At 58.7% G+C, this 25,844-nt stretch carries 19 protein-coding genes and 1 pseudogene; 8 read left to right on the top strand and 12 right to left on the bottom strand.

The genetic code is table 11. From position 1 onward, the window contains the following. Nucleotides 1-3: 3 nt before the first annotated feature. Entirely contained in the window at nt 4-1,461 is a 1,458-nt protein-coding gene (locus QEH54_RS06325) for a Do family serine endopeptidase (protein WP_309017802.1), read from the top strand. Between the two features lie 90 nt (nt 1,462-1,551). Here QEH54_RS06325 and QEH54_RS06320 read toward each other — a convergent pair whose 3' ends face one another. From QEH54_RS06320 to QEH54_RS06275, 10 genes are all read right to left on the bottom strand, one after another. Then, on the bottom strand, nt 1,552-1,746 hold the full coding sequence (locus tag QEH54_RS06320) for a DUF5989 family protein (RefSeq protein ID WP_309017801.1): 195 nt from the start codon (nt 1,744-1,746) through the stop codon (nt 1,552-1,554). A 79-nt stretch (nt 1,747-1,825) separates the two neighbouring features. Continuing rightward, complete coding sequence (locus QEH54_RS06315; protein WP_309017800.1) at nt 1,826-2,245, bottom strand: SxtJ family membrane protein; 420 nt, start codon at nt 2,243-2,245, stop codon at nt 1,826-1,828. Nucleotides 2,246-2,301: 56 nt separating this feature from the next. Next, complete coding sequence (locus QEH54_RS06310; RefSeq protein ID WP_309017799.1) at nt 2,302-4,134, bottom strand: carbamoyltransferase; 1,833 nt, start codon at nt 4,132-4,134, stop codon at nt 2,302-2,304. Beyond that, a complete protein-coding gene (locus QEH54_RS06305; protein ID WP_309017798.1) occupies nt 4,131-6,209 on the bottom strand; it encodes a hypothetical protein in 2,079 nt (692 codons plus the stop codon). The genes QEH54_RS06310 and QEH54_RS06305 overlap by 4 nt, the downstream gene beginning before the upstream one ends. Nucleotides 6,210-6,460: 251 nt before the next feature. Further along, entirely contained in the window at nt 6,461-6,862 is a 402-nt protein-coding gene (locus tag QEH54_RS06300; RefSeq protein ID WP_309017797.1) for a hypothetical protein, read from the bottom strand. A gap of 345 nt (nt 6,863-7,207) precedes the next feature. Beyond that, complete coding sequence (locus tag QEH54_RS06295) at nt 7,208-7,591, bottom strand: hypothetical protein (RefSeq protein ID WP_309017796.1); 384 nt, start codon at nt 7,589-7,591, stop codon at nt 7,208-7,210. Nucleotides 7,592-7,644: 53 nt separating this feature from the next. Further along, nucleotides 7,645-7,965, bottom strand: a complete 321-nt coding sequence (locus tag QEH54_RS06290) for a hypothetical protein (RefSeq protein ID WP_309017795.1) — start codon at nt 7,963-7,965, stop codon at nt 7,645-7,647. A 9-nt stretch (nt 7,966-7,974) separates the two neighbouring features. Next, the gene (locus QEH54_RS06285) at nt 7,975-8,967 is read right to left on the bottom strand and encodes a DnaJ C-terminal domain-containing protein (RefSeq protein ID WP_309017794.1); all 993 of its coding nucleotides are present in this window, start codon (nt 8,965-8,967) and stop codon (nt 7,975-7,977) included. Nucleotides 8,968-9,098: 131 nt separating this feature from the next. Next, nucleotides 9,099-9,479: an Hsp20/alpha crystallin family protein gene (locus QEH54_RS06280; protein ID WP_309017793.1), complete on the bottom strand. Its 381-nt coding sequence runs from the start codon at nt 9,477-9,479 to the stop codon at nt 9,099-9,101. Nucleotides 9,480-9,499: 20 nt separating this feature from the next. Further along, nucleotides 9,500-9,916 (bottom strand): Hsp20/alpha crystallin family protein, encoded by a 417-nt coding sequence (locus QEH54_RS06275; RefSeq protein ID WP_309017792.1) that lies wholly within the window; start codon nt 9,914-9,916, stop codon nt 9,500-9,502. Nucleotides 9,917-10,222: 306 nt separating this feature from the next. Between QEH54_RS06275 and QEH54_RS06270 the strand changes: the two genes are divergently transcribed. Together QEH54_RS06270 and QEH54_RS06265 are read left to right on the top strand one after the other, a co-directional pair. Continuing rightward, entirely contained in the window at nt 10,223-13,612 is a 3,390-nt protein-coding gene (locus QEH54_RS06270; protein ID WP_309017791.1) for an ATP-binding protein, read from the top strand. A gap of 453 nt (nt 13,613-14,065) precedes the next feature. Continuing rightward, a complete protein-coding gene (locus tag QEH54_RS06265; RefSeq protein ID WP_309017790.1) occupies nt 14,066-17,242 on the top strand; it encodes an ATP-binding protein in 3,177 nt (1,058 codons plus the stop codon). A 58-nt stretch (nt 17,243-17,300) separates the two neighbouring features. On the opposite strand, the gene QEH54_RS06260 is transcribed toward QEH54_RS06265, so the two are convergent. Continuing rightward, on the bottom strand, nt 17,301-17,582 hold the full coding sequence (locus tag QEH54_RS06260; RefSeq protein WP_309017789.1) for a peptidylprolyl isomerase: 282 nt from the start codon (nt 17,580-17,582) through the stop codon (nt 17,301-17,303). A gap of 190 nt (nt 17,583-17,772) precedes the next feature. Between QEH54_RS06260 and QEH54_RS06255 the strand changes: the two genes are divergently transcribed. The 5 genes and pseudogenes from QEH54_RS06255 (at nt 17,773) to QEH54_RS06235 (ending at nt 24,669) form a co-directional block, all read left to right on the top strand. Continuing rightward, entirely contained in the window at nt 17,773-18,582 is an 810-nt protein-coding gene (locus QEH54_RS06255) for a hypothetical protein (protein ID WP_309017788.1), read from the top strand. Between the two features lie 45 nt (nt 18,583-18,627). Further along, nucleotides 18,628-20,829: pseudogene (locus tag QEH54_RS06250) on the top strand (carbohydrate binding domain-containing protein); the annotation flags it as partial. 157 nt (nt 20,830-20,986) lie between these two features. Then, the gene (locus tag QEH54_RS06245) at nt 20,987-22,186 is read left to right on the top strand and encodes an amino acid aminotransferase (RefSeq protein WP_309017787.1); all 1,200 of its coding nucleotides are present in this window, start codon (nt 20,987-20,989) and stop codon (nt 22,184-22,186) included. Between the two features lie 197 nt (nt 22,187-22,383). After that, nucleotides 22,384-23,463: a family 20 glycosylhydrolase gene (locus tag QEH54_RS06240; protein WP_309017786.1), complete on the top strand. Its 1,080-nt coding sequence runs from the start codon at nt 22,384-22,386 to the stop codon at nt 23,461-23,463. Between the two features lie 15 nt (nt 23,464-23,478). Further along, nucleotides 23,479-24,669, top strand: a complete 1,191-nt coding sequence (locus tag QEH54_RS06235) for a DUF5009 domain-containing protein (protein ID WP_309017785.1) — start codon at nt 23,479-23,481, stop codon at nt 24,667-24,669. A gap of 26 nt (nt 24,670-24,695) precedes the next feature. Here QEH54_RS06235 and QEH54_RS06230 read toward each other — a convergent pair whose 3' ends face one another. After that, entirely contained in the window at nt 24,696-25,844 is a 1,149-nt protein-coding gene (locus tag QEH54_RS06230) for a hybrid sensor histidine kinase/response regulator (protein WP_309017784.1), read from the bottom strand.

The following is a 25,844-nucleotide window of genomic DNA, read 5'->3' as shown; positions in this document are numbered from 1 at the left end:
ACTATGAATAGGAAGAAACTCGTACCACTCGTCGTCGCCACCATCGCGGCTCTCGCCTTCGCTCCCCTGCAGGCTGACGAGCTCGATCTGTCCGTCGACTCTCAAACCATCGAACGCGGCGAAGCTCTGATGCCTCAAAGCTACGCCAGCATGCTCGAAAAAGCCACGCCCTCAGTGGTTTCCGTCCACACCGCGCGCATCGTGAAAGTCGCCCGCGGAGGACGCGGAGGGCTTTCCCCGGAGGAGGAGCTGCTGAGGCGATTCTTCGGCATGCCAAGCCCACGCTACCAGGAGCCCCAGGGCGAGCCAGAGGAACGACGCATGCCGCAAGGCATCGGCTCCGGAGTGATCGTCAGCGAAGACGGCTACATCCTCACCAACAATCACGTGGTCAGCGACCAGCGCGGCGAAGACGCCGACGAGATCCTCGTCCAGCTGAACGACGGCCGCGAGCTCAACGCCACCATCGTGGGCCGAGACCCCTTGACAGATGTCGCCATTCTCAAGGTGGACGCAGATGACCTTCCCGCCATCACCATCGCCGACAGCGACAACATCAAAGTGGGCGACGTGGTCTTCGCCATCGGAAACCCCATGGAAGTCGGCCTCACCGTCACCCAAGGCATCATCTCCGCTACCAACCGCAAGATCGGCATCTACGGCGAACGCGGCTACGAAAGCTTCATCCAAACCGACGCGTCCATCAATCCGGGCAACTCGGGAGGGGCTTTGATCGACTCCGCAGGCCGGCTTATCGGCATCAACTCGGCCATCATCTCCCGCAGCGGCGGAAACATCGGCATCGGCTTCGCCATTCCATCCAACCTCGCCGTCAGCATTTCCCAGCAACTCGCCGACACCGGCGAAGTGCGCCGCGGATTCCTAGGAGTCAGCCTCGATGACGTCACCCCCGAACTCGCCGAAGCCTTCGGCCTCGATACCGTGCAAGGCGTGGTGGTCAACGACGTGGAGGAAGATTCCGCAGCCGCAAACGGCGGCATCAAGCAAGGAGACATCATTCTCTCCCTCGACGGAAAGCCGATCGAGTCCTTCAACCAGTTCCGTATCCGCATCGGACACACCGCTCCCGGCACAGAGATCGAGGTGGAGGTCTTCCGCGACGGCAAACGCGAAACGCTCAACCTCGAAGTGGGCAGCGCCTCAGGGCGATTCGCCAGCCTCGCCAACGAGCTCGTCACCGGCGTGGAGATCGCCAAGCTGAGCGATGAAACCGCGGAACGCTATCGCATCCCGGAAAACATAGATGGAGTAATCGTATTGTCCGTCGATCCGGAATCGAACTACGCCCGCACGCTGCGGGAGGGCATGGTCATACAGGAGGTCAACGATCAGCAGATCGAAACCATCAACCAAGCTCGCGAAGCCCTGCGCAATGGCGTGAACAAGCTCTTCGTCTACGATCGCGGGCGTCGCGGCTACCTGCCCCTTCGCATCGAATAGACCTTCGCCATTATCACTCTTCTCTAGGCCTCGCCTCTAACGGCGAGGCCTTTTTTCGCTCTTACCGAAAGGGCCGCCGCGAGAGACTCCCTAGAAAAGCGAATAGATGAAAGGCGCCGCGCCCGAGCCGCCGATCACGATCAAGGCGCTGATGATCAGAATCGAGACGATGATCGGCGTGAGCCACCACTTCTTGTTGTTCCTCAGAAAATCCCAGAACTCCGCGAACATTCCCTGCTGCTTTTCCTGCGAAGCTTCCAAAAAGGTGCGGTCTTTCTTGCTCACCAGCGCACAAGACCAAATCCCGCCCCGAAAGTCAAAATCCGAAAAGAGACGCAGCCAGGGCATTCGACCCAAAGCGAGCTCAGTACTGCTTGAAGTAGCTCGCGGGCGATCGAGGCGGACCTCGCTTCTCCCAATAGCTCGGTCGCCTGGCAACAGGTTCGAAACGCCTCTGCAACGGATCCTTGCCCAAAAGCTTCAGAAGCAGCCCGATCGGCGTAACCACGAGGTAGTAGATCACGGCAAGCAGCAGGTGCGAGATCACGAACCCGATGGGATAGGTCGCCAGGCTTGTAGCGACGTACAGCCAGCGAATCGCCCGCGGCGCCGCCAAGCCTAGCGCTCCGAATGGAAGAGCAAGCGCCAATAGGACGCCGGCAACCGCGAGGTAGCCTCTGCCATAGGCAATCCATGCGAAGCCAGATAGGAAAACCAGCCACAACCCCGCGAACAATCGCAAGTCCCTGGCGGATGGGTTTCGGTTGATACGGAGCAAGCTCATTGGTGGGCGCTGTTGCAGACTAATTCCATCGATGCGTGATTCTGGAAGACGCGATTCTAGTCATCCCCGTAACGGGCCAGGTAGTCGCTCCTCTCGTCGCTCGCTACGTCGCCTTGCTCCGACTTGAGCAACAGGAACTCACCCACGACGAGAGCATCCATCTCCGTCGCCAAAAAGCAACGCGCCGCATCCTCGGCGGTGCAGACAATCGGCTCTCCTCGGATATTGAAGCTCGTATTCACAAGCATAGGACAGCCCGTCCGCCTCTCGAACTCCTCTAGCAATCGACGCAGCAGCGGCGAGCGTTCCGTATCCACTGTCTGTATACGAGCCGAGTAGTCCACGTGAGTGACGGCCGGAACCGTGGAACGAACGTTTCGGATCTGATCGAGCCCTTCCGCTCCGGCATTGCCACCTCTTCGCTGATCCTCTTTCACCGGCGCCACGATCAGCATGTACGGGCTGTCCTCCTCGGGCTTGAGAGAGAAGAACGCGCTCGCCTTCTCGCGAAGCACGATTGGAGCGAAGGGACGAAAGGACTCGCGAAACTTGATCTTCAAATTCATCTTGCGCTGCATCTCCGGATTCCTCGCATCGCCAAGTATGCTCCGCGATCCAAGCGCTCTCGGTCCGAACTCCATCCTCCCTTGGGCCCAGCCAACCACCTGCCCCTCTGCGAGCAGCTTCGCCACCTCGGCGCAGAGGACGTCTGGCGATTCGATCCTGCGGTAGGCCAACCCTCTCGCTTTGAGAGCGGACTCGATCTCTCCAGCCTCCAGCGACGGGCCCAGCAGCGATCCGCTCTGGCTGTCGGGAATCGAGGGCCGCCTGGGCTTTCCGAGTAGCTGGTGCCAGGTGAACAGCGCCGCGCCCAAGGCTCCCCCCGCATCGCCAGAAGCGGGCTGGATCCAGATGCGCTCGAACGGGGATTCGCGTAAGAGCCGACCGTTTGCCACGCAATTCAGAGCAACGCCTCCCGCGAGGCAGAGGTTCGAAGAGCCCGTTTCCTTGCTCAGATGACGCGCCATCCTCAGCAGGACATCCTCCGCGACCAACTGGACGGAGGCCGCCAGGTCCAGCTCTCGCTGCGTCAGCTCGGACTCGGGCTTTCGAGGAGGGCCGCCAAACAAGTCGTCAAACCTTCGCGATGTCATGGTGAGGCCCTGGCAGTAGTTGAAATAGCTTTGATCGAGCCGGAACGACCCGTCCTCCCTCAGGTCGATGAGCTTGCTTCGTATCTGGCTCTCGTATCTAGGTTTTCCATACGGAGCCAACCCCATCAGCTTGTACTCACCCGAGTTCACACGAAACCCGCAAAAGTATGTGAACGCTGAATACAAAAGTCCTAGCGAATGAGGAAACCGGAGCTCCTGAGTAAGCGTGATTCGATTCGACGTACCGTATCCAAGACTCGAGGTCGCCCACTCCCCTACGCCGTCCACCGTCAAAATAGCCGCTTCTTCGAAAGGCGAAGGATAGAACGCGCTGGCGGCATGCGATTCGTGATGCTCCGCGAAAACGTATCGTTTGCCGTACCTGCCACCGAGGCCTCTGTCCATTTCCCGTGGCAGCTGCAGCTTCTGATGTATCCACTGAGGTATGGCTTTCAGAAAGGACCCGAAACCGCTCGGAGCGACCGCGAGGTAAGTCTCCAGGAGCCGTTCGAATCGCAAAAAGGGCTTCTCGTAGAATACGACGTGGTCCAATTCGGATGCTTCAATGCCCGCTTCGCTCAAGCAGTACTCGATGGCCCGTTGAGGAAAACGCGCATCGTGCTTGCGGCGCGTGAAACGCTCCTCCTGGGCCGCCGCCACCACCTTGCCATCCACCACGAGCGCCGCCGCGGAATCATGATAGAATGCCGAGATGCCGAGGATCCTGGCGCTCATGGCGCTTTGCCTCCCGCCAGCGCCGCTTCCAGACGCTCGTACTCCCGCTCCAACTCCTCGCTGACTGGACCGCTCGCCATCAGGTCCCGCATGAATTCCAAGGTCCGCTCCTTGTCTCCTTTTTGTTGATACAACTGCACCAAGCGATCGTTGTTGGAGAAGTTCCGGGGATTGTAAGCGTGCGCCTCGAGCATGCGGTCAATCGCTTCGTCGCTACGGTTTTGCTGAAACAGGTACTGGAGGTACGGCAGCAGCGCTCGTTCGTCGTCAGGCACGATTTGCAAGACGGCTTCCCATTGCCCGGCGGCTTCCTCCACCAAACCCTGAGCCGCCAGGAGTTGGGAGTAGGCCAGCCTGATTCCACGGTTCGCCGGCATGCTCTCCACCCAGGCGGCGAAATCGGCGGCGCCTTCGGAGGCCTTTCCCATGGCAATCCAGAGCGAAGCCAGCAAGGGATAGGTTTGCGGATAGTGGGGCTCCTTTTCGACCACCGACCTCAAAAGCGCCAGACCTCGTTCCGGCTTTCCGGATTGAGCGAGAACGATTGCCCGCACCACCATCGATTCCGCGACTTCAGGCGCCAGCGCATCGTGGCGGTCCAAGGCGTCTAGAGCGGCCTGGAAGCGGGATCGCTGCAGCTCGATTTTCGCTTGGTAGAGATAAAGCCAAGCCCGCGGGTTGGAGCTCAGAGCATCCGCTACGGAATTAGCAGCCTTGGCAACGCCACCTTGGGCCAAGCGCTCGCCCAGTCGATCCATCGTTTCGAGCGCGTAGCGCCGATCCTCCAAGTAGGTCGACTGACCGGTGAATGGGGGGCGCGTCACCAGATCATTCATCACCTTCCACTGCTCCAATCGACCGAGGTCGCTAAAGCCAATATCGCGAGCGACGACCTCCGCAGACGCTTCGTCCCAAGCCTCGCCCGCTCCTGGAAACAGCAGCGGTCCCGCAGCATCGGCCAGCAAGCGAGCGACTCTGAAATTCCCTTCGAAGGTGAAGTGGACATGCTCGAAAAAGCTCTCTCTTCCAGCGGGGAAAAGAGCCTGCGCTGAATCGACCAGCGTCACACCGCTTCGACCGGCAGCAGCCTCCCGAATGATTTGATTCATACGCTGGTCCGCTCGAAAGCGCAGAGCGTCGTACTGGAGCGCCAGGCGCAAGGCTTGCTCGCCTTCCTCGACACGGCCGCTCCGCGTCAGCTCTCGTCCTTCGTAGAACAATTCGTCCGCGCTGCGTCCGCCATCGGTTTCAATCGGGACAAACGGGGCACAATCCAAGTGGTTGACCGCTACCGTGGAGACCACCGACGGAATCCCCGCCTGAGAAGCGAGCTCGAGCATTTCGGACAGATTAGCCGAAAAGTTCCGATAGGTCGCATGCAATCTCGGATCATCGGGCGCGACCGACTTCTGGACAAACATCTCCATGCCACGCCAATCGCGATCGCGCCCGGCGGCCGCTCCCATCGCGTTGGACAACAGCTGTCCGATTCGCGTGCTCTTCAACCAAAGGCTGGCACGAACCAGAGCGAGCGGTGGCATGCGCTCGGTGGCGACCGAACTTGGTCCGTAGGGCCCAACGACCTCGTTGTTGCCCATGTAGAACACCAGCAGGTCGGGATCGAAACGAACGGCTTGCTTTACGATGGGCAGGATCGCATGGGAGTTGATGGCAGTGATGCCAAGGTTGTAGACCTGAACGACTTGGCCGGGAAAGCGCTGGCGCAGGATCGACTCAAGCTGAGGAGCCATGCCGAATCCCGCTTGAGGCACTCCCATCGCAGCGGATTCGCCGATCAGAAAAACCCTGACCTCGCCCGCCGGTTTCTCTTTGAGAAGACGGAAGTTGAACGGCTTCAATCCGAAAGACGCGGGGAAAAAGAGCTCCGTAAATCGTGGGTTGGTTCGATACGCCCCGTCTGGACCCTGCTGGTCGGCGATGAAAAAACGCGAATCCCGCCCGTAATCAGCGATTCGCAAGGCGAGCTCGAGGGTCCCAAGAAAAGCCAACGGAGAAACGACAGCAAGAATCAGCTTGGGCAACCAGGAGGGGCCAGTTCGAAAGGGGAGTTTCATAAAGGGTGCAAGACGCGTCGAGGAGGTGTCAGACGTAAAAAAGGGAATACGCGAGCGCTCCTCAAGACTTCAAACGCCGCTTCTTGGCGCGCGTTACAACCTCCGCGAAGCCCCGCCACGCTTGCGATCCCCCCTCTCGTTTCGCCGCCAAGCGCAGGTGCAAAAAAAGGGGCGGGCCTTCATAGGCTCGCCCTCAGTCGAAAAAAACCAAACGCCGCTTATCAAGAAACGGATCGCGCCTCGGAGTCGCCTCAGGCGGACTGGAGGCTGCTGAAATCTTCCTCCTTGCTGAACTCGCTGTCGATCGCATCGAGCTCGGCCAAGGCTTGGGAAACATTGAAACCGATGTCCTTGCTTCCCACCAGGGCTTTCAAGCCATTGAGCCGCTCGCGCACGCGATCCCGCCAACCTCGAGGCTGACGGTCGAACTCCTTGCGCAGGGCCGGAATCTCCTGGGCGAGCAGGCTGCGAATGGAAATCGGAAGCCAGCTCTCGCGAACCAAGGAACTCTCGATCGTCTTCAGACGGGGAATGACCGTCTCTCGGCAGGCATCGACGGCCCGGCCGCGCGAAGCCGGTCGATCAAGACCCGTTTCACCCCCTGCTACAGGGTTAATTCCGATTGCGAAGACTTCCTTATTTTCCTTACCCATGAGTTAAATATTAACCCCCAACAGATCACAGGTGTATTACGGAATTTCAAGCCTTTGTGTGAGTTATTTGAGATAGTTTTAGAGAATTTGAGAATAACTAATTCCCTCACCTAAGGCTAATACCCTAGTCGCGTTGCCCAAGCTCGCAGCGCCTGCTCATGCAGCGCCCAAACGGCCTTAGGAACGAGCCGCCAGCCGACCTTTTCCTCGCCAAAGCCCCGCGTCGGACTGGGCGACAATTGCTTAGGCGAGGGCACGCCCGTAGGCCCGCCTCCTTCGCGAAAGGAGACGCCGATCGGGCCCGGCGGAGGCATCTTCGGCCTCTCGAAACGCTGGACAGCCCGCTCAGGTCTCGACCGTGTCAGCCGTGTGGTGCACCGGATTGAGCTCCAGATCCAGCACCCTTAGCTGAGCGACCGCTTCCGAATCGAGAAGCTCCGGCCCGTAGCGAAAACTCGTCAAGGCGAGCTCGTGCACGCGCTCCGCTACCTTGCTCTGCCAGAAGCGCTTGCCTTCCGCCAGTCGCCGGCGGATCCAGGGCATATCGCAGGCCAACAGAGACCGAAGCCCCATGGGCAGCCAAGTCTCGCTCAACAGCGCCTCCTCCACCCTCGCAGCTCGCTCCGCGAGCGCTTCCGGAGAGATTTCGAATTCCCTATCATCCCTATCGTTCCTATCGTTCCTCTGAACGACACGGCCTTCGTATGACTGCTGTTTCGTTCGTTTCATGACATTAGAATAGTGTATGGTTGGACGAGAAAAAGGCAATGCGCGATTGCGTTTCATCGTCTCCAAAAACGCAGTTCCTCGCGCAGCGACTCCACTTCCTGCCGCAGCTTGACCACCAGGATGGCCGCTCGCATGTCGACGCTGAGCTGATAGCGCACCCGCTCGGCTTGGCGGGCTAGATAAATGGCTTCCCAGTCGAAGGTGTAGCCAAAGCGCTGCACGTCACCCAAAGGTCGATAGAGCCCCATGCGGCAATACTTCAGGAAGACGCGCGTGGAAACGCCGGCCAGTCGGGCGGCCGACACGTGATCGTAGACCTCGTCGGTCGCCCCTGGCGCTCTCCATTTCGGAATCAGTTGTCCATCTCCATCCATAATGCAGTCCTATCCTCTCGGGTTGAAACGCGACGTGTCGCGCAGTTTCTGCCAGACCCGTTTTTCCTCCTCGGAGATCCGATCGGGCATCCTCAAAGCGATCTCGGCGTACAAGTCCCCCGTTCCGCCGCCGGAACGGGCCAGGCCATGGCCGCGCAGCCTCAGCCGCTGACCGTTTTGGGCCCCGCTCTTGACCCGCACTTTCGCCGATCCGCCCAAGGTCGGCACCGTGACTTCCGCGCCTAGGGCGGCCTCCCAAGGCGCCAGCTTGAGCTCGTAGATCAAATCATCCCCTTCGATGCTGAAATACGGGTGCTGGGCGAATCGCACCTTCAAAAACAGGTCGCCCGCTTCCCCTCCAGCTGGAGACGGCTCTCCCTGTCCCGCCAGACGGATGCGCTGGCCATCGCGCACTCCGGCCGGGATGCGCACGTTCAAAGTTTCGATCTCCGACTTTCCCGTATCGGTTTTCTGCTTGCGCAGGGAAATGCGGCGCCGCGACCCCTTGTTGGCCTCCTCCAAGGTGACGAGAATCTCGGCCTCCACATCCTGACCGCGAACCCGACGTCGCCCTGTTTCGCCACGAGAAAAGTCCGCCCCTCTCATGCCGAACCCCATGTCCTCGAACGGGTCCATGCCCCGCCCGCCGAAAAAGCGTTCGAAGAAGTCGCTAAATCCGGTACCGCCAAAATGGTACTCGTAGCGGCGACCGCCGCTACCCGCTCCAAAGCCAGGGCCCGCATCAGCGTCTCCATTATCCTGATACCGATTCCAATCCGCGCCGAGCTGGTCGTACTTGGCGCGCTTCTTTGGATCCTTCAGCACTTCGTAAGCCTCGTTGATCTCCTTGAAGCGAGCCTCCGCCGACGCCTTGTCAGCTTCCTTCGCCAGGTCCGGATGACACTCGCGAGCGAGCTTGCGAAACGCTTTCTTGATCTCTTCAGCAGAAGCGGTCTTGGCCACGCCGAGAATCGAATAGTAGTCTTTGAACGCAACCGACATGGTAAACAATTGGAACAGCCGCCGCGCCCGCCCTCACCGGGACCGGACGCAGTCGGCCGCTCGTTTTCCTTCTTTCCCAAACTGCAAAGCGCCTCGCGGGGAAAGACTCTGCGAGGCGCGTCCGACTTCAGCTAGTCGATAGCAATGGTGCGCTTGGCAGCCTTGGCCGCCAGCGGAAGCATCACCGTCAAAACGCCTTCAGACGCCTTGGCGGAAATCGCGTCTCCGTCGATGTCCACGTTCAGCTCCAAACTCAGCTTGAAGCCGCCTTGCGGGATCTCGCGACGAAACGCCTGCCAGCCTTCCTCGCCAATCGAGGGGGCGTCCGCTTCCACCGTCAGCAAGTTGCCGTCCAAGGTGATGCGGGCCGCGTCCTTGGCGACGCCCGGCAGTTGGACGTCCAAGCGATAAGCGTTTTCCTCATTGAGAACAGTGTATCGAGGCTTTCGATACTGAGGCTTGCTTTCCTCTCTCTGCGAATCCTGGGCGCGAGTGATTTCCTGGTTCATCATTTCCTCCTTTTCCAATCGGGTTACTTGATCGCGATCTTGCGGGGCTTGCGCTCTTCCGCCTTCGGCAAGGTCACCGTCAGCAGTCCGTTCTCCATCTTGGCGGAGACCAGATCCATATCGATATCCTCGCCCACCGTGATGTTGCGGCTCAAGTAGCGCACGCTCTCCGAACCATCGCCCTTGCTTTCGGCTTTGACCGAGATGGTCAGCACCGAATTCTCGACCTTCAGGTCGACCGCGTCCTTAGCGACGCCTGGCATCTCGGCGACCACGTAGTAGCGTTCCTCGTCGCCGTAAACGTCCAGCGGAAAATCGCGCTCGGCTGGGGCCTTGAAGGCGCTCGGCCAAAGGTCGCTGTTGCCAAAGGCGCGATTGAAAAGGCGGTCCATTTCGAAGAACGGATCGCTGGGCCAAGTGTTTCTTCGTACAAGTGTCATAATCAATTCCTCCTCATTTCAGGGTTAAAAAACTACCTGCCTTGGTGCATGGAGGATGCCATCCGAAATCGCCAGAGCTATACCCTGGACATCAACGCTTTACAAACCAAACCTCTACCAGCGGTGAAACAGGATTTCACACCGGGCTGGCACGGGCGCGTCATACTGGCACAGCCATTGATGGCGGATCGACGCCATCGCCGATGGCCCGCTTGAACTTGTTCAGCGAGGCCTAGCTTAAATCCGCTGTTAAAATGACCGCTGGCCCTATCGAAACGCTTTATCCGCAGCGCAAACGGCTGATACTTGCCTATCGATCAGAACCATGGCTTTTCGCGCAAGCGCCTGCTGCCGAACTACCTCTTGCAGCTAGTTCTGCTTCTGTGCGGTCCGATATCGGTCGCCACCCAGGCGGCCGAACTACTGGAGGACGAATTCGCCCAGTGGGGCATCCCCAGAACCGAAACGTTCTACCCGCGCTTCACCGGCATCCGAGGGGACATTCTCAACCTGTCGACCTTGCCGAACGGACATTTCAGCGCCTTGACCTCAATCGGCATCTACACCTTCGACGGAACCCACTGGGAACACGTGCCAGACCTCTCCTGGACGAGCGACAGCCTTACGCTTCCAGACGGGCGCACCTTGGTTTCCTTCGCAGCGGGACTGGCCACAATCGAGCCGGACGAGTTTGGCGGATACGCCGTGGAGATACTGACCCCGAAGGAGACCTACCCGCCCAACCTTCCGAGCATGGAGCATGTGGCGTACGCGAAGGGCCACTGTTTCGGGCTGGCCGGCACCCACCTCATCATCGCCACCCCTGAGGGAGAGACCCAGTACCACCAGCTCCCCAATTGGGCCACCAGCATCTTCGCCATCGGCGACGACGTCTACGTCACAGGCGGGCTCACCTCGCTGTTGAATCGGTGGGATTGGGAAACGCGGCAGCTGATCGACGATTCGCGCCACCTCGACAGCTCCGGCGTCTACGAGTGGTTTCTCGAAACGACGCCTAGAGCGGAAGGCGGAGTCTGGATCCGCGGTCAGCAGGACACCATCATCGGCTTCGACGGCACTCGCACCTGGCGATGGAAAGGTTCGACCACCCTGCGAAAGATGGACGCCCGCATCTCCTGTTTTGTCGAGGCCTCCCCCAATACCTTGGCGATCGGCACCTCTTCCCTCGGCGCCTTGCTCATCGACGAAAACGGCGAAGTGCTTCTGCAGCACACCAAGCAGCAGGGCCTGGACGACGTGAACGTGAAAAAGATCGGCGTCGATTCCCAGCAAGGGCTCTGGGTGAGGACGTCCAACAGCATCACCCGCATCCCGTCGCATCCCCCCACCGTGCTCTTCAACGAAGAACACGGATTGAGCGACCCCATCTTCACGCTCGAGGAATTCCGAGATCGGATCTACATCGGCACCAGCACGGGCCTGTATACCAGCAATGACGAAGCGCGATCCATGGACGAGCTTTTCGTGCGCGTGCTCGATCGCGAAGAGGTTTACCATCTCTCCACCTACGACGAGCACCTCTTCATCTCCGGAGCCGTGGCGCGCGCAATGACCTCGGATGGCTCGATCTACCTGCTCGATCCCGACGGAGCCACCTCCTTCTACCAGCCGAGCAAATACCCCGATGTCATGCTCGGCGTGAATTTCCGCGGCATCACGCGCTACGAAAAACGAAACGACCGCTGGACAAAAATCGGCCGCCTGGAAGGGCCTGAAAGGGACTTTCTAACCATCGCGGAATCCGAAGACGGTCAACTTTTCGCCAGCACCGGTTTCAACAAGGTCGCTCTCATCGAGCTCGAAGAGGAGGTGGGGAGCTACCGCATGATCGACCTCCCCATAAACGAAAGCGGCATCTGGATAGCCTTAGTGACCATCGATGGCGAAGTCTACGCAAACGGTCATCCCTGCCTGAAATGGGACAGCGCCTCCCGAGAATTCGTGCCCGATCCGCAAATGTACTACTATGTCGGGCTACCGCCATACGGATTCGAACATGTCTACGGGAGAAACGAGGAAACCGCAGTGGTCGCCCTCGACGGTCGAAGCAGCAAAACCGTGCCCCGACCGACACGTCGCATTTTCGGCGACATCTCCAGCATTGGAAACGCAATCGACACGCGAGCGGTCAGCATCCTCTACGACCATCACGGAAACCTCTGGGCCGGCGGCGAGTTCGGGCTCGTGTTTTCCAACGATCCGTTTCGAGGAAAATCCTCTCTGGAAATCCGGCCACGTATCCACAAAATCACTTCAACGAACGATCAGCAGACCTTCCGGGTTTCCGCTTTTGCCGATAATCCGCTCATACTCGAACCGGACCAGAACTCTCTCGAAATCGCGATCGAGTACCCTTCCCTCTCCGCCACCACGCACCACCAGTACCAGATCGTCATCGAGCCCCTCGACGAACAATCCCCCCCCTTCTCGGACAGTTCTCGACGCTCGATCAACAACCTTCCCCCAGGGGACTACTTCATCTACGCCAACGCCAGCGACGCCTACGGACACTCCTCCAGTTCGCACACCTACCACTTCACCGTGAAGGCCCCGTGGTACCAAAAGCCTTGGGCCTACGCCGCCTACTTGTTCGGCGCGATCCTGATCGTGGTCGGCATCGTTCGCTACTACAATCGGTTTCAGATAGAGCGCAGCCATCAGCTGGAGCAGCTCGTTCGCGAGCGCACCAAGGAAGTGGAGGAGAAAAACGAAGCCCTTAAGGAGCAGGCCCTGAAGCTGGAAACGCAAAACGAGGAGCTGGGAGAAAAGACCGAAGAGCTGCAGAGCACCACCGAATCGCTCACCGAAACCCTCCACCGCCTGCAGGAAATGCAGGACCAGCTCATGGAAACCGCCCGCACCGCAGGCAAGGCGGAGATCGCCACCAACGTGCTGCACAACGTGGGCAACGTGCTCAACAGCATCAACGTCAGCCTCACCGTGCTTTCCAACAAAGTGTCCAACTCCAAGGTGGACCGCCTCTCCAAGCTGGCGAAACTGCTCGAGGCGAACAGCGAAAACATCGAATCCTTCCTCACTCAGGATCCTCGCGGACAGAAGGTACCCAGTTATCTGATACACCTAGCCCAATCGCTGCGCGACGAGGTTTCCGAAGTTTCCTACGAGCTCAACACCATGGAGGAGGACGTCGAGCACGTGAAGCGCATCATCGCCGCTCAGCAATCCCACGCCAAGACCCAAAGCCTCACCCAGGAATTCGACCTGGTGGAAACCTGCGAAACCGCCCTCACCATCCTCGGTCGAGACCAGAACGCCCACCTCCTGGAAATCAACAACGAGCTCCCCGAACAGCTCATCGTAAGAAACGACAAGCACCGCGTGCTGGAAATCGTGCTCAACCTCATTTCCAACGCCATCGACGCCATCGGCGAGCGATCGCCCGAGCTAGGAATCCTCACCCTCTCCTACGAGCTCGACGAGACCAACAAGCGCGTACGCCTCATCGTGAAGGACAACGGCGTAGGCATCTCCCCGGAAAACATCGATCGCCTCTTCAACCACGGGTTCACCACCAAGGAGCACGGACACGGCTTCGGTCTGCATAGCTGCGCCAACACCGCCCGAGTGCTGGGGGGCGACCTTACCATCACCAGCGAAGGACTCGGCAAGGGGGCGACCGCCACCCTCACCCTGCCCATCGCCTACAACACCTAAACGCTTGCTCAGCCAGCATGCGCAGCATTGTTTGCAAATGGGAAACGGATCACGCGCCGACGACTCGCCTCAAGGAGCGCTTCCAACTATATCTCGTAACTAGCCCCCAGTCTCCGCTCACCCAAAAACCGACCCAGCCCCAACGATCCGACGATTTTTTGAATCTCTCGTCAAAAGCCTAGAAAGCGGCTCGCTAGCGCTTCACTAGGCCTGATTTCAGCCAATACTTTCCATATCAACCGGTATTGCAAACCCCTCGTTTTCCGGACGCTGATCCTTGGCGCCCTCTTCACCGCTGCCCTCAGCGGCGACAGCATCTCCTACGCCGCTCCCCAGAACACGCTCGGAGAAGAGCTATCGCGTTGGGGCATTCCCAGAACCGAAAACTTCTCTCCACGCTACAGCGGAATTCGGGGCGACATTTTTCAGCTGGCAGGGTTTCCCGACAATCGCATGGCGGTGCTTTCCAGCACGGGAGTATACATTTTCGATGGCACCCACTGGGATCACGTCTCCGAAATCCAGTGGGCCTACCACAGCATTTCGCTACCCGAAGGCAGGATGCTCGTCGGCTGTTCGCAAGGGCTTGCCACACTTGAACCCGACGAGCTTGGCGGCTACCGCGTAGACCTGCTCACGCCTCCGGAGAGCTACTTTCCCGGGATCGACGGACTCAGAACAGTGGCCCATACGCGGGGTCATTTCTTCGGACTGCACGGAACCAAACTGGTGGAAGTGGATTCCGACAGAAACGTCCAACTGCACGAATTGCCCAACTGGGCGACCACTTGTTTCAGCATTGGAGACGAACTCTTCGTCACCGGGGGAAATGATAACCTCCTCAACCGATGGGACTGGCAAACCGGTCAGCTGGTCGACGCCGATCACTTTCTAGACAACTCCGGAGTCTACGAATGGGTCACCGATATCACGCCTCGTGCAGAAGGCGGGGTCTGGATGTTGACCAAGGAGTATAGCATCATCGGATTCGACGGCCAAAGCACCTGGAGATGGGGGGGCTTGCAATCCGTCGAGAACCACCAGATCCGAATCGCCAGCGTCATCGAGACGTCGCCCAACACCCTCGCGATCGGCACCACGTCGAAAGGCGTTATCGTTATCGACGAGCAAGGAGAAAGCCTGCTTCAATTCAGCAAGGAACACGGACTGGATGACGCCAGCATCGAGCAGCTCGCAGTCGACTCGCAAAAAGGTCTTTGGGTGAAAACGGTCAACAACATCACCCGCATCCCCTTCAACCCGGCCACCTTGCTGCTCAATGAGCACCATGGCCTCAACGACGAGGTCCTGTCCGTGGTGAAGTTTCGCGATCGCATCTACCTGGGCACCAGCAAGGGGCTCTACGTCAGCAACTCTCAAGCGACCCAGATGGACGAGCTCTTCCAGATCGTTATCGACAACGAGGAAGTTCGCGACCTCGCCGTCTACCGCGATCACATGTTCATCGCCGGCGCCACCAGCCATGTCATGGATAGCGACGGCGCCATCTCCGCCCTCGACGCCTTCGGGGCCGCTAACTTCCATCAACCAAGCGACTATCCTGACGTCATGCTCGCAGCAAATTTTCGGGGAGTCGGGCGATTCGAACTACGAAATGGCAAGTGGGAGAAAACCAGCCAGCTGGAAGGACCCACCGTAGAAGTCTTCTCCATCGCCGAATCAAGGGGCGGTCAGCTTTTCGGAAGCCTCGGCAGCGCCCCTCAGCTGGCGTTGATCGATCTGGACGAATCAGGCGGCAGCTACCAGCTCATGGACCTGCCCACGGACGAAAGCGGCATGTGGAGAACTCCCGTGCGCATCGGCGACCACATCTATGTGAACGGACACCCTTGCTTGAAATGGGATCCGGAGGCCAGGCGCTTCGAACCCGATCCGGAGATGGACTACTATGTCGGAGGTCCCCCTTTCGGCTTTGAACAAGTCTATGGAGAAGACCCGGAATCCGCTGTGGTCGCCCTCAACGCCCGAAGCAGCCAAACCGTGAAACGGCCTGCCCCGCCCATCATCAGGGACATTTCCAGCATTGGAAACGCTCTGGATACCCGGGCCCAGTGCATCCTCATCGACGACGAAGGACACCTCTGGGCTGGAGGAACCTTCGGACTCATCTACTCGGCCGATCCCTACCAAGCCGATACCGAGACCGATATCCGTCCACGTCTCCACCAGCTCGTTTCACTCAACGACGGCGAACGACTCCCCATCTTCCGCCCCGACGAGAACGAGCCCATCGTTCTCGGTCCAAACCAGAACTCGCTCAAAATATCCGTCACCTACCCTTCGCTGATCGCCAGCTTGCACCATCAGTACCAGATCCACGTCGAACCCTTCGATCGCGATTGGGGCCCTTTCAACGACGTCACCCAACGTGAAATAACAAACCTCGATCCCGGACGCTACACCATACAAGTGAATGCCAGCGACGCTCTCGGTCACTTCGCCTACGGCAACCACTACCACTTTGTGATCGAAGCGCCCTGGTACCAGCGCCCTTGGTCCATCGCCTCCTTCACAGGCGCGCTCATCGTTCTCGTCATCGCCATCGTGCGCTACTACAACCGAGTCCAGATCGAGCGCAGCCGCTATCTCGAGCAGGTGGTCAAGGAGCGCACGCGCGAAGTGGAAGAGAAGAATTCGGAGCTGGAACGACAAGCCGAGCGCCTGGAGGCGCAAAACAGCGAGCTCGAGGTGAAAACGGTAGAACTCCAGAGCACCACCAAATCGCTCAGCGATACGCTCCATCGCTTGCAGGACATGCAAGATCAGCTCATGGAAACAGCCCGCACCGCGGGCAAAGCGGAAATCGCCACCAACGTGCTGCACAACGTTGGCAACGTGCTCAATAGCATCAACGTGAGCCTGAACGTGCTCTCAGACAAGCTGTCGCAATCGAAAGTGAAGCGACTGGCCCGACTGGCGACGCTGCTCGAGGCCAACGCTCAGGATATCGATGATTTTCTGACGAAGAACCCGAAAGGGAAAAACGTGCCCAGTTACTTGATACAGCTGTCTCAAGCGCTGCAAAACGAGGTGTCCGAACTCATCTGCGAAGTCAACATCATGGGGCAGGACGTCGATCACGTGAAGCGCATCATCTCCGCCCAGCAGTCCCACGCAAAAACCCAGAGCCTCACTCAGGAGTTTGATCTGGTGGAAACCTGCGAGACCGCTCTCACCATCCTCGGCCGCGACCCCAACGCTCAGCGATTGGAGATCAACAGCGAGCTCCCGGAGCGGCTGATCGTTGTGAACGACAAGCACCGCGTGCTGGAAATCGTGCTCAACCTCATCTCCAACGCTCTCGACGCCATCCGCGAACAATCACCCGATCTGGGCGTCCTCACTCTATCCTACCAAAGAGACGAAGCGAACAATCGGCTCAGTCTCATGATTCAGGACAACGGTATCGGCATCGCTCCGGAAAACATCGACCGCCTTTTCAGCCACGGTTTCACGACCAAGCAACTCGGTCACGGCTTCGGTCTGCACAGCTGCGCCAACACCGCCCGCGTGCTCGGCGGATACATCTCGATCCGAAGCGACGGGATTGGAAAGGGAGCGACTGCCATCCTCACCCTCCCCATCGCTTTCGAGGGGAACGAGAGCTGAGACGAAAAAAGCGACCCCGCCACGGCGAGATCGCTTCTTCGAAAAAGTCTTGTCGCCGCTATTCGCTGCGAGCCGTGACCTCCAACAGGTGGTAGCCGAACTGAGTACGCACCGGGCCTTGCACCTCGTTCACCGGAGCGGAGAATACCACTTTGTCGAACTCAGGCACCATTTGACCGCGGCCAAACTCGCCCAGCTCGCCGCCTCGGCTGCCAGAAGGACATTGGGAGTGCTCCTTCGCCATGTCAGCGAAGCTGGCGCCTCCTTCGATTTTCGATTTCAGATCGTTGCACTGGTCTTCAGTCGCTACGAGAATGTGACGGGCGCTTGCTCTTGCCATGATGTTCTTTAGGGGGTCTTGATTGTTGGTACTTTCGAGTGAATCCCGCAACGTAGGACTCTGGTTCGATAGGTAAAGCATCGATTGCTCCAAACCCGTCTGACGCTCGCGATCTTTTGCCCTTCACATGGCCGCGTGGCGTTTTCAGTATGAAACCACCCCAAAGACCCGACAATCCCAAAACAACCCCATGAGAACCACCCCCTGCATCGTTTCCCTCGTCGCATGCGCAATCGTCGCGCTCGCTCGCGGCGGCGAGCTCATCCCCTTCACCCTGCCGTGGGACGACAAGGCCCCAGGCATCACCGACCTCTCCAATTTAAATCACACCCCCGCCGGAAAATTCGGCTACATCGAGGTCGACGAAAACGCCCATTTCTCCGCTGGCGGCGAACGCATCCGCTTCTGGGGCGTCAACATCACCGCAGACTCCTGCTTCCCTACTCACGAGGAAGCCGAGGCTATCGCGGGTCGCCTCGCCAAGTTCGGTTTCAACATCGTACGCTTCCACCATATGGACAACAACTGGGGCGGCGGATCGATCATCGACTACAGCCAAGGCAACTCGCGCAACCTGCACGCTGCAAACCTCGAGAAGCTCGACTACTTCATCGCCCAGCTCAAAGCCCACGGCATCTACTCCAATCTCAATATGATCAACTCCCGCGAATTCAAAGTCGCGGATGGACTCGATCCGAATGTAGAATCCGACCTCGATTGGAAGCAACGCCATATTCTCGGCTTCGTCGATCCCACCTTTCGTGACCTAGAGAAGGAGTATATCCAAAAGCTCCTTACGCACAGAAATCCCTATACCGGACTCACCTACTCGGAAGACCCAGCAATCGCAGTGGTGGAAATAAACAATGAGAACGGCATTTTCCACCAATACTTCGGTGGAGCCGTCGAACTCTGGCCAGACGTATATCAAAACCAACTACAAACCAAGTGGAACGAGTGGCTGCAAAACCGCTATGCATCCACCGCCGATATGCTCTAAGCCTGGTCAGGCCAAAGCGAAGACCTCGGCCCGGAACTTCTCACGAATCCGACCTTCCAGTCCAGCACCGAAGGCTGGTTCGCCGGCACCCATGGCAACGTCGCCCAAGCAAGGGTATCAACGGGAGAATTCGAGGGTAGACAGGCCCTTCGCTTCAATATCGACGCCACCTCCAGTACGGATTGGCACGCCCAGCTAAACCAAACCGACATATCGATCGAGAAAGACCAACTCTACACTTTCAGTTTCTGGATACGCGCGGATGAAATGCGAACCATCGCCGCTACTATTGGCTTAAACTACGATCCATACTCCGGCGTTCATTCGTGGAACAATCTAGAAGTCACTACCGAATGGAAACAATACAGCTATCCATTCATTGCAAACGTATCCGACCAAAACCTACGAGTCAGCTTCTCCAACTTCGTCGAACGAACCGGAACGATCTACTTCTCCGGCATTTCATTGAAAACCGGGGCCGACCTCAGCGCTTCGCTCCCCGAAGGAGAATCCCTCGAACAAAGCAACATTAGCATAAACCAGCACGGCGGCTCCTACTTGCCTAATCGCTCCTTGGACTGGACTCGTTTCCTCACTGACCTCGCCACCGACTACTGGACCGATTTGAGGAACTACGTGAAGGATGACCTCGACTATGGTGGTTTGGTCAACGGCACCACCATTATGAATTCCACGCCAAATATCCAAGGCGTGTACGATTTAGTGGATACGCATGCCTACTGGCAGCACCCGGTATTTCCGGGAGCCGATTGGGATCCGCAAAACTGGTACGTCAACCCTGTCTCCATGGTCAACTCCCTGGCCGACTCGACTCTTGCCGACCTAGCCCGACAACGCGTCGACGGCTATCCACACACGGTATCAGAATACCGGCACGCCTACCCGAACCCCTTCGCGTCGGAGGGACCGCTGCTGGCGGGAGCCTATGGGGCCCTGCAGGACTGGGATGGCATCTACTTTTTCGACTACGCCAGGGGCGACTCGTGGGACCAAGGCTACTGGAACAACTACTTCAACATGAACGCCCACCCCAGCTCCATGGCGAACGCCATGGCCGCTGCCGCCATGTTTAGAAAAGGTCACGTATCCGCGGCCCAAACACAACTCCTCATGACGTTCACCCCGGAGATCGAAGCCAACATCGTCGCCACTCAAGGCGCGGCCTGGAACGTCGGCGACGGACGCAAGCTCGGCATCCCTCCGGAACTCGTGGCCACGCAACGCATCGCCCTCTCCATTGGTGAAGGCGCCACCGGACTTGATCTACCGCCTGAAGCGCCCTCCGGTCCGATCTACGCATCTGACACCGAACAGCTTCGCTGGGACCAATCCCGCTCTGATAAAGGCGTAGTTACCATAAACACCCCTCAGACCCGCAGCGTAGTGGGCTACATCGCGGGTCGCGATTTCGAACTTGGCAATATCGGTATCCAGTTCGGAGATACGCAAGAGGACTGGGCTACCTTGACCTTGACCACCCGAAAAGGCGCTTTCGATCAAACCGCAGCAAGCGCCTCCATTCTGATCGTGGCCACGGGACTCACCGAAAACACCGGAATGCAATGGACCGACGAAACAAAGCGTTCCGTGGGTCAAAATTGGGGGCAAGCTCCCTCGCTCACCGAAGCCATTCCCGCTTCGCACACCCTCCCCTATCCCACGGCACGGGTCCGAGCGTGGGCCCTCGACGAACAGGGGCAGCGGACCACCGAAATCTCGCTTTCCGAGGTCGACGAAACAAGCAGCCGGCTCGTCATCGGCGAAGCGACAAAGTCCCTCTGGTACGAAGTCGCGGTCGAGGCCGAAGAGGGTTACGATCCCTACGAAAGCTGGAGGGCCGCCCACTGGAGCGACCAAAGCGAACGGGCCGACGATAGCATTTCGGGCCCCCAGGCAGATCCCGATCAGGACAAACTTCCCAATCTGGTCGAGTTCATCGCAGGCTTCGATCCCAATGCCCCCAACGCTTCAAGTCCCATTCGCATCGAGATAGTCCTCCAGAACAACAAGCCCACTTTCGTCTACTCGTTCCCCATGCTTAAAGACGAACTCGCCGCCACGTTCGCCCTATCGGAGAGCTCCGATCTGCAGAACTGGATCAGCAAGAGTCTAGACAGCCCAGATCTCAGCGTCTCACGAAGCCCCATCGACTCCGAACGCGATCGCGTTCGCATCCAAATCACCCCCGAAACCTACCCTGCGTTCCACAAAATCAGCGCTCCCTAATTCCTCAAATCGCGCCTATCGGAACGAGCGAATTTTGCCTCGCATTCTCTAGCTCCCTCGACATTGACAGTTGCGCGCCAAGCCCTAGCCTCCTCCGCTGCCTATTGCCGCAGGACGCTGACCAAGCGCTCCGCAATCTAACGAAACCTATCAGACAATGTCCTACTTCGACTCAGTCTCCCTCGCTCCGGCCGACCCGATCCTCAGCCTCACTGAGGCCTTCAAGGCAGACGCAAATCCGGACAAGATCAACCTGAGCGTCGGCGTCTTCGTCGACGACAATGGCGTCACTCCAGTGCTCGACACCGTGAAGGAGGCTGAAACACGTCTGCTGACCAATTCCAAAACGAAAAGCTACCTGCCGATCACCGGCAGCCCCGAATACGCTCGGCTAACGCAAAACCTTTGCTTCGGCAGCGAGCTGGCGAAGCAGCTTCGCGACCAGACGGTTTCCCTGCAAACCCCTGGCGGTACCGGAGCTCTCCGGGTAGCCGCCGACTTCATCGCTAAAAATCTGGATACGAAAACAGTCTGGCTCAGCAACCCCACCTGGGCCAACCACGGCGGCATCTTCGGCTCAGCAGGCTTGCAAACGGAGAGCTACACCTACTTCGACAACGCTAGCCTCAGCCTCGACTACGCCGCGTTTATCGACGCCATCTCCAAGATCCCCGCAGGCGACGTAGTGGTACTGCATGGCTGTTGCCACAACCCGACTGGCGCCGACCTTGAGCCGGAACAATGGGAGGAAGTCGCCAAGATCGCCGCATCCAAAGGCTGGATACCTCTGGTCGATTTCGCCTATCAGGGCTTCGGCATCGATATCGACACCGACGCGGCCGCAGCCCGCATCATCGCAAAGAGCGGCCTTCCGGTCTTCGTTTGCCAATCCTTCTCCAAGAATCTCGGCCTTTACCAGGATCGCGTCGGCGCCTTGCACGTGGTCACGGGCGACAGCGCCGCTACCGAGAAGGTGGCCAGCCAGCTAAAGGTTTCGGTGCGCACCAACTATTCCAATCCTCCGGCCCACGGCGGCGGCATCGTCACCACCATTCTCTCTGACGAAACCCTAACTGCAAAATGGCATCAGGAAGTGGCCGCCATGCGCGGCCGCATCGCCGGGGTGCGACAGCAGTTCGTGGACGCTCTCAAAGCTGCCGGGGTGAGCCGCGACTTCAGCTTTCTCATCAAGCAAAAAGGCATGTTCTCCTTCACCGGACTCACCAAGGAACAAGCCATGGAACTGCGCGAAAAACACGCGATTTACATTGTGAACAGCGGCCGCATCAACGTGGCAGGCATCACCAGCGCGAATCTGGAACGCCTCGTCGCCTCGCTCAAGTCCATCATCGGATAAGCGGAGGCGAGCGCTCGCTTCGGCGCGACTTGATCTGCTTTGCAAAGGCGAGCCCGCCACGGCTCGCCTTTTTTGCACCCAAATAAAGATCGGATCCGCTAAATCCTACGCCGATATCGCATATCCTTTTCCTACTCGATTCTGCTATACTTCCCTCCGACGCCGTCTCATCGCACAGCCCCAACCCCGTTTTTACCATGCGCTTTTTCGCCTCACTCGCGCTCATCGTCGCTAGCTTCGCTTCGCTCTGGGCAAACGAAACCAGCCGTTCGCTGCCCGTTCGCGGACTGGCGATCGCAGCTCCGAATCCTGCCAGCTTGAGCCAATTCATCGAATTCGTGGAGACAGAGCTGGTCCCGCGCGGCCTCAACACGCTCGTGCTTCGCATCGACTACCGATTCGCCTACACCAGCCACCCGGAACTTCAGTCCGAGAACCCTCTCACTTTGGAGCATGTGAAGCGGCTGGTGGAATGCGGACGGCGAAACGATATCGAGCTGATTCCGCAAATCAACCTGCTAGGCCATCAATCCTGGGCCGAAACGACAGGTCGACTGCTCGCCGTGTATCCAGAATTCGATGAGACGCCGCACGTGAAAATGCCGGAAACCTATGAGTGGCCAAACGAGGACGGGCTCTATTGCAAAAGCTACTGTCCTCTTCACCCGGACGTCCACGACGTGGTATTCGCCTTGGTGGACGAGCTGATGGAGGCCTTCGAGGCCAGCAGCTTTCACGCTGGCATGGACGAGGTCTTCTACATCGGCGACGAGCGCTGCCCGCGCTGCGCAGGAAAGAACAAAGCGAAGCTCTTTGCCGACGAGGTCACTCGTGTGCGCGACCACCTCGCCGCATCCGGCCGTTCCCTTTGGATATGGGGCGACCGTCTCCTCAATGCGGATACAACCGGTCTTGGCATGTGGGAAGCGAGCGCCAACGACACGCATCCCGCCATCGATCTCATCCCGAAGGATGTCGTTATTTGCGACTGGCACTACGAGCGGGCCGAAGCCACGCCACCCTACTTCGCCCTGAAAGGCTTTCACGTCTTGGCCTGTCCTTGGAACAAGCCCCAGGTCGGCTTAGCCCAGCTGGAGCAAGCCCTGAGCTTTCGCAAGCGCTCAAACCCAGTCCTCGCCGAGCGCCACCTCGGAATCCTTCTCACCTACTGGTCGTCCGCGGAGCGATTCATGGAGATCTACGCCGACCCCGATTCGGTCGAGCAGCAGCAGCGCGGTCCGATCGATACATTGAACACGCTTTTCCCTAAGCCATAGAAATAGCCCTCATCCATGACATCCACTTTTCGAATACAATCCATCGACGCTCTGCGAGCGATCACTATGCTGCTCATGATCTGGGTGAACGACTTCTGGACGCTCAGCGCCGTGCCGCACTGGCTGGAGCACATGCCCGCGGACGTCGATGCGCTTGGCTTTTCCGACGTCATTTTCCCCGCCTTTCTTTTCATCGTAGGGCTCTCGATTCCTTTCGCGATCGACCAGCGCAAACGCAAGGGCGAAAGCCAAACCAGCATCGCCCGGCACATCGCCAGCCGCAGCGCTGCCTTGCTCGTGATGGGTATTCTGATGGTGAATCTCGACAGCTACCACGCGCCAAGCGCCCCGCTTCCCAAACCGCTCTGGCAGGTCTTGATGACCATCGGGTTCTTTCTGATCTGGAACGTCTATCCGAAACGGGGGCTTGGCCAGAAAACGATCCTCGGACTCAAAGCGGGCGGCCTGCTGCTGCTCGCGTTTCTCGCCGCGACATTTCGAAGCGATCCGGAAAACGGATACAACTGGCTCGAGCCGCATTGGTGGGGGATCCTAGGCCTCATCGGATGGTCCTACCTGCTAGCCGCGTTTCTCTATCTCCTATCCGGTGGAAAAACCGTTTGGGTGGCAACGGGCTGGGCATTCCTGTCTCTGCTGAACATCGCAGCCTTTGCTGGGATGCTGGAATCGGCAGCCTTAGTTCGAGATCATGTCTGGATCATAACCGATGGAGCGCTCCCCGCCCTCACTACGGCTGGCGTTCTGGTATCGACACTCTACCTGCAGGTTCTCCAAAAACGCGGATCCGCCGCGTTTATCGGTTTCCTCGTCACTTTCGGCGTCCTCGCCTTGGTCGCCGGTCTCGCTTTTAGGCCGTTTTGGGGCATCTCAAAAATACTAGGAACTCCGGCTTGGACTCAGATCTGCACGGGGATCACCGCCCTCGCCTTCGCTTTCATGTATTGGCTTATGGATACAAAAAACATCTCCGCATGGTACCGCTGGATCCGACCCGCCGGCGTGGCCACACTCACTTGCTATCTCGTACCTTATCTGGTCTATCCCATCTCGCACTGGTTGGGAATCGAACTGCCGGACTCCTTGACCCATGGAGCGATCGGCCTGCTCAAATCGTTTTTCTTCGCTCTCATGATCATCGCCATCACCGGCCTGATCAACCGAGCCGGCGTGAAACTAAAGATCTAGCTCAGCGTTCGACCGGCCCGCACCGCCTACTCGACCACCGGAAAGGTCAGGAAGACGGTAGTGCCGCTCTTGAGCTCCGGCAGGGCCGGATCCGCAGCCTTCGATTCGATGCGCACCGAGCCGCCCGCTCGTTCGACGTAGCGCTTGACCAGCGGCATGCCGAATCCGGTGCCCTTTTCGTCGGCGGTGCCCGTTCGAGAAACCTTGGCCCCTTCCTGGAAAACCTTTTCGAGGATCTCCGGCGGCATGCCAATGCCTTGATCCTTCACTTCGATCACGCACTGCCTGCCGTCCTCGCTCTGCTCCAAGCGGGCCGCCATCGAAACCAGGGAGCCTGGATAGGAGAACTTCAGAGCGTTGGTCAGCAGGTTGTTCAGCACGCTGTGCACCAGCACCACGCGCTTGATCGGCAAGGCGGCGTCGATGTTGTAGACCACCCGCAAGGTCACGTCCTTCTTCTCGAACTTGCCCTGCAGCGTGCGCTGAGATTCCTCGAAACACTCCCGCAGGTAAGCGATGGCCCTTTCCTCTCCAAACTGCTTGTCGGCGGCCACCAGCTTGTGCTCGGCTCGCACGTTTTCGATGATGTCCATGGCGCTCTTGCAGCAATCCAGCACGATCTTAAGGGTGCGGTCGTCGACCTTGCCGAGCTCACGTTTGAGATCCAACAGGCTGTGGGCCCCGAAAACCGGATTCACCAGGTCATGGCACAGCACCCGAAGCAATGCCTGCTGCTCCGCGATCTGCTCCTGCTTTTCCAAGCGAAGCCGGTGCATGTTCATGTGATTGCGCAGGCGAGCCACCAGCTCCTCCGGATAGAAGGGCTTGTCGATGTAGTCTACGCCACCGGCTTTGAGAGCCGCCACGCGGCGGGCGGGCTGCTTGAGGGCGGAGAGAAACACGATGGGGATTTCCGCGGTGAGCGGGTCGTCCTTGAGCTTCCTGGCCAGCTCCTCCCCCGAGACTCCATCCATGGAAACCTCCAGCAGAAACAGATCCGGAGCCTGTTCCTTGGTCGCCTCGAGCAAAGCCTCGAACGTGCGGCACATCATGACCTCGCACGGCAGGTTGCGTTCGATGGCGGCTTTGGCCAGACCTCTCGTCGAGGCGCTGTCGTCGAGTATCAAAATTCTAAATACAGGCCGCTCCGGCTCGTTCAAATTTCGAAGTTCCAT

Origin of the sequence: Pelagicoccus sp. SDUM812003 (assembly GCF_031127815.1) — a bacterium.
GTDB lineage: Bacteria > Verrucomicrobiota > Verrucomicrobiia > Opitutales > Opitutaceae > Pelagicoccus.
Note: the sequence above shows the minus strand (reverse complement) of the source record. Positions and strands in the feature narration are given on the sequence as shown.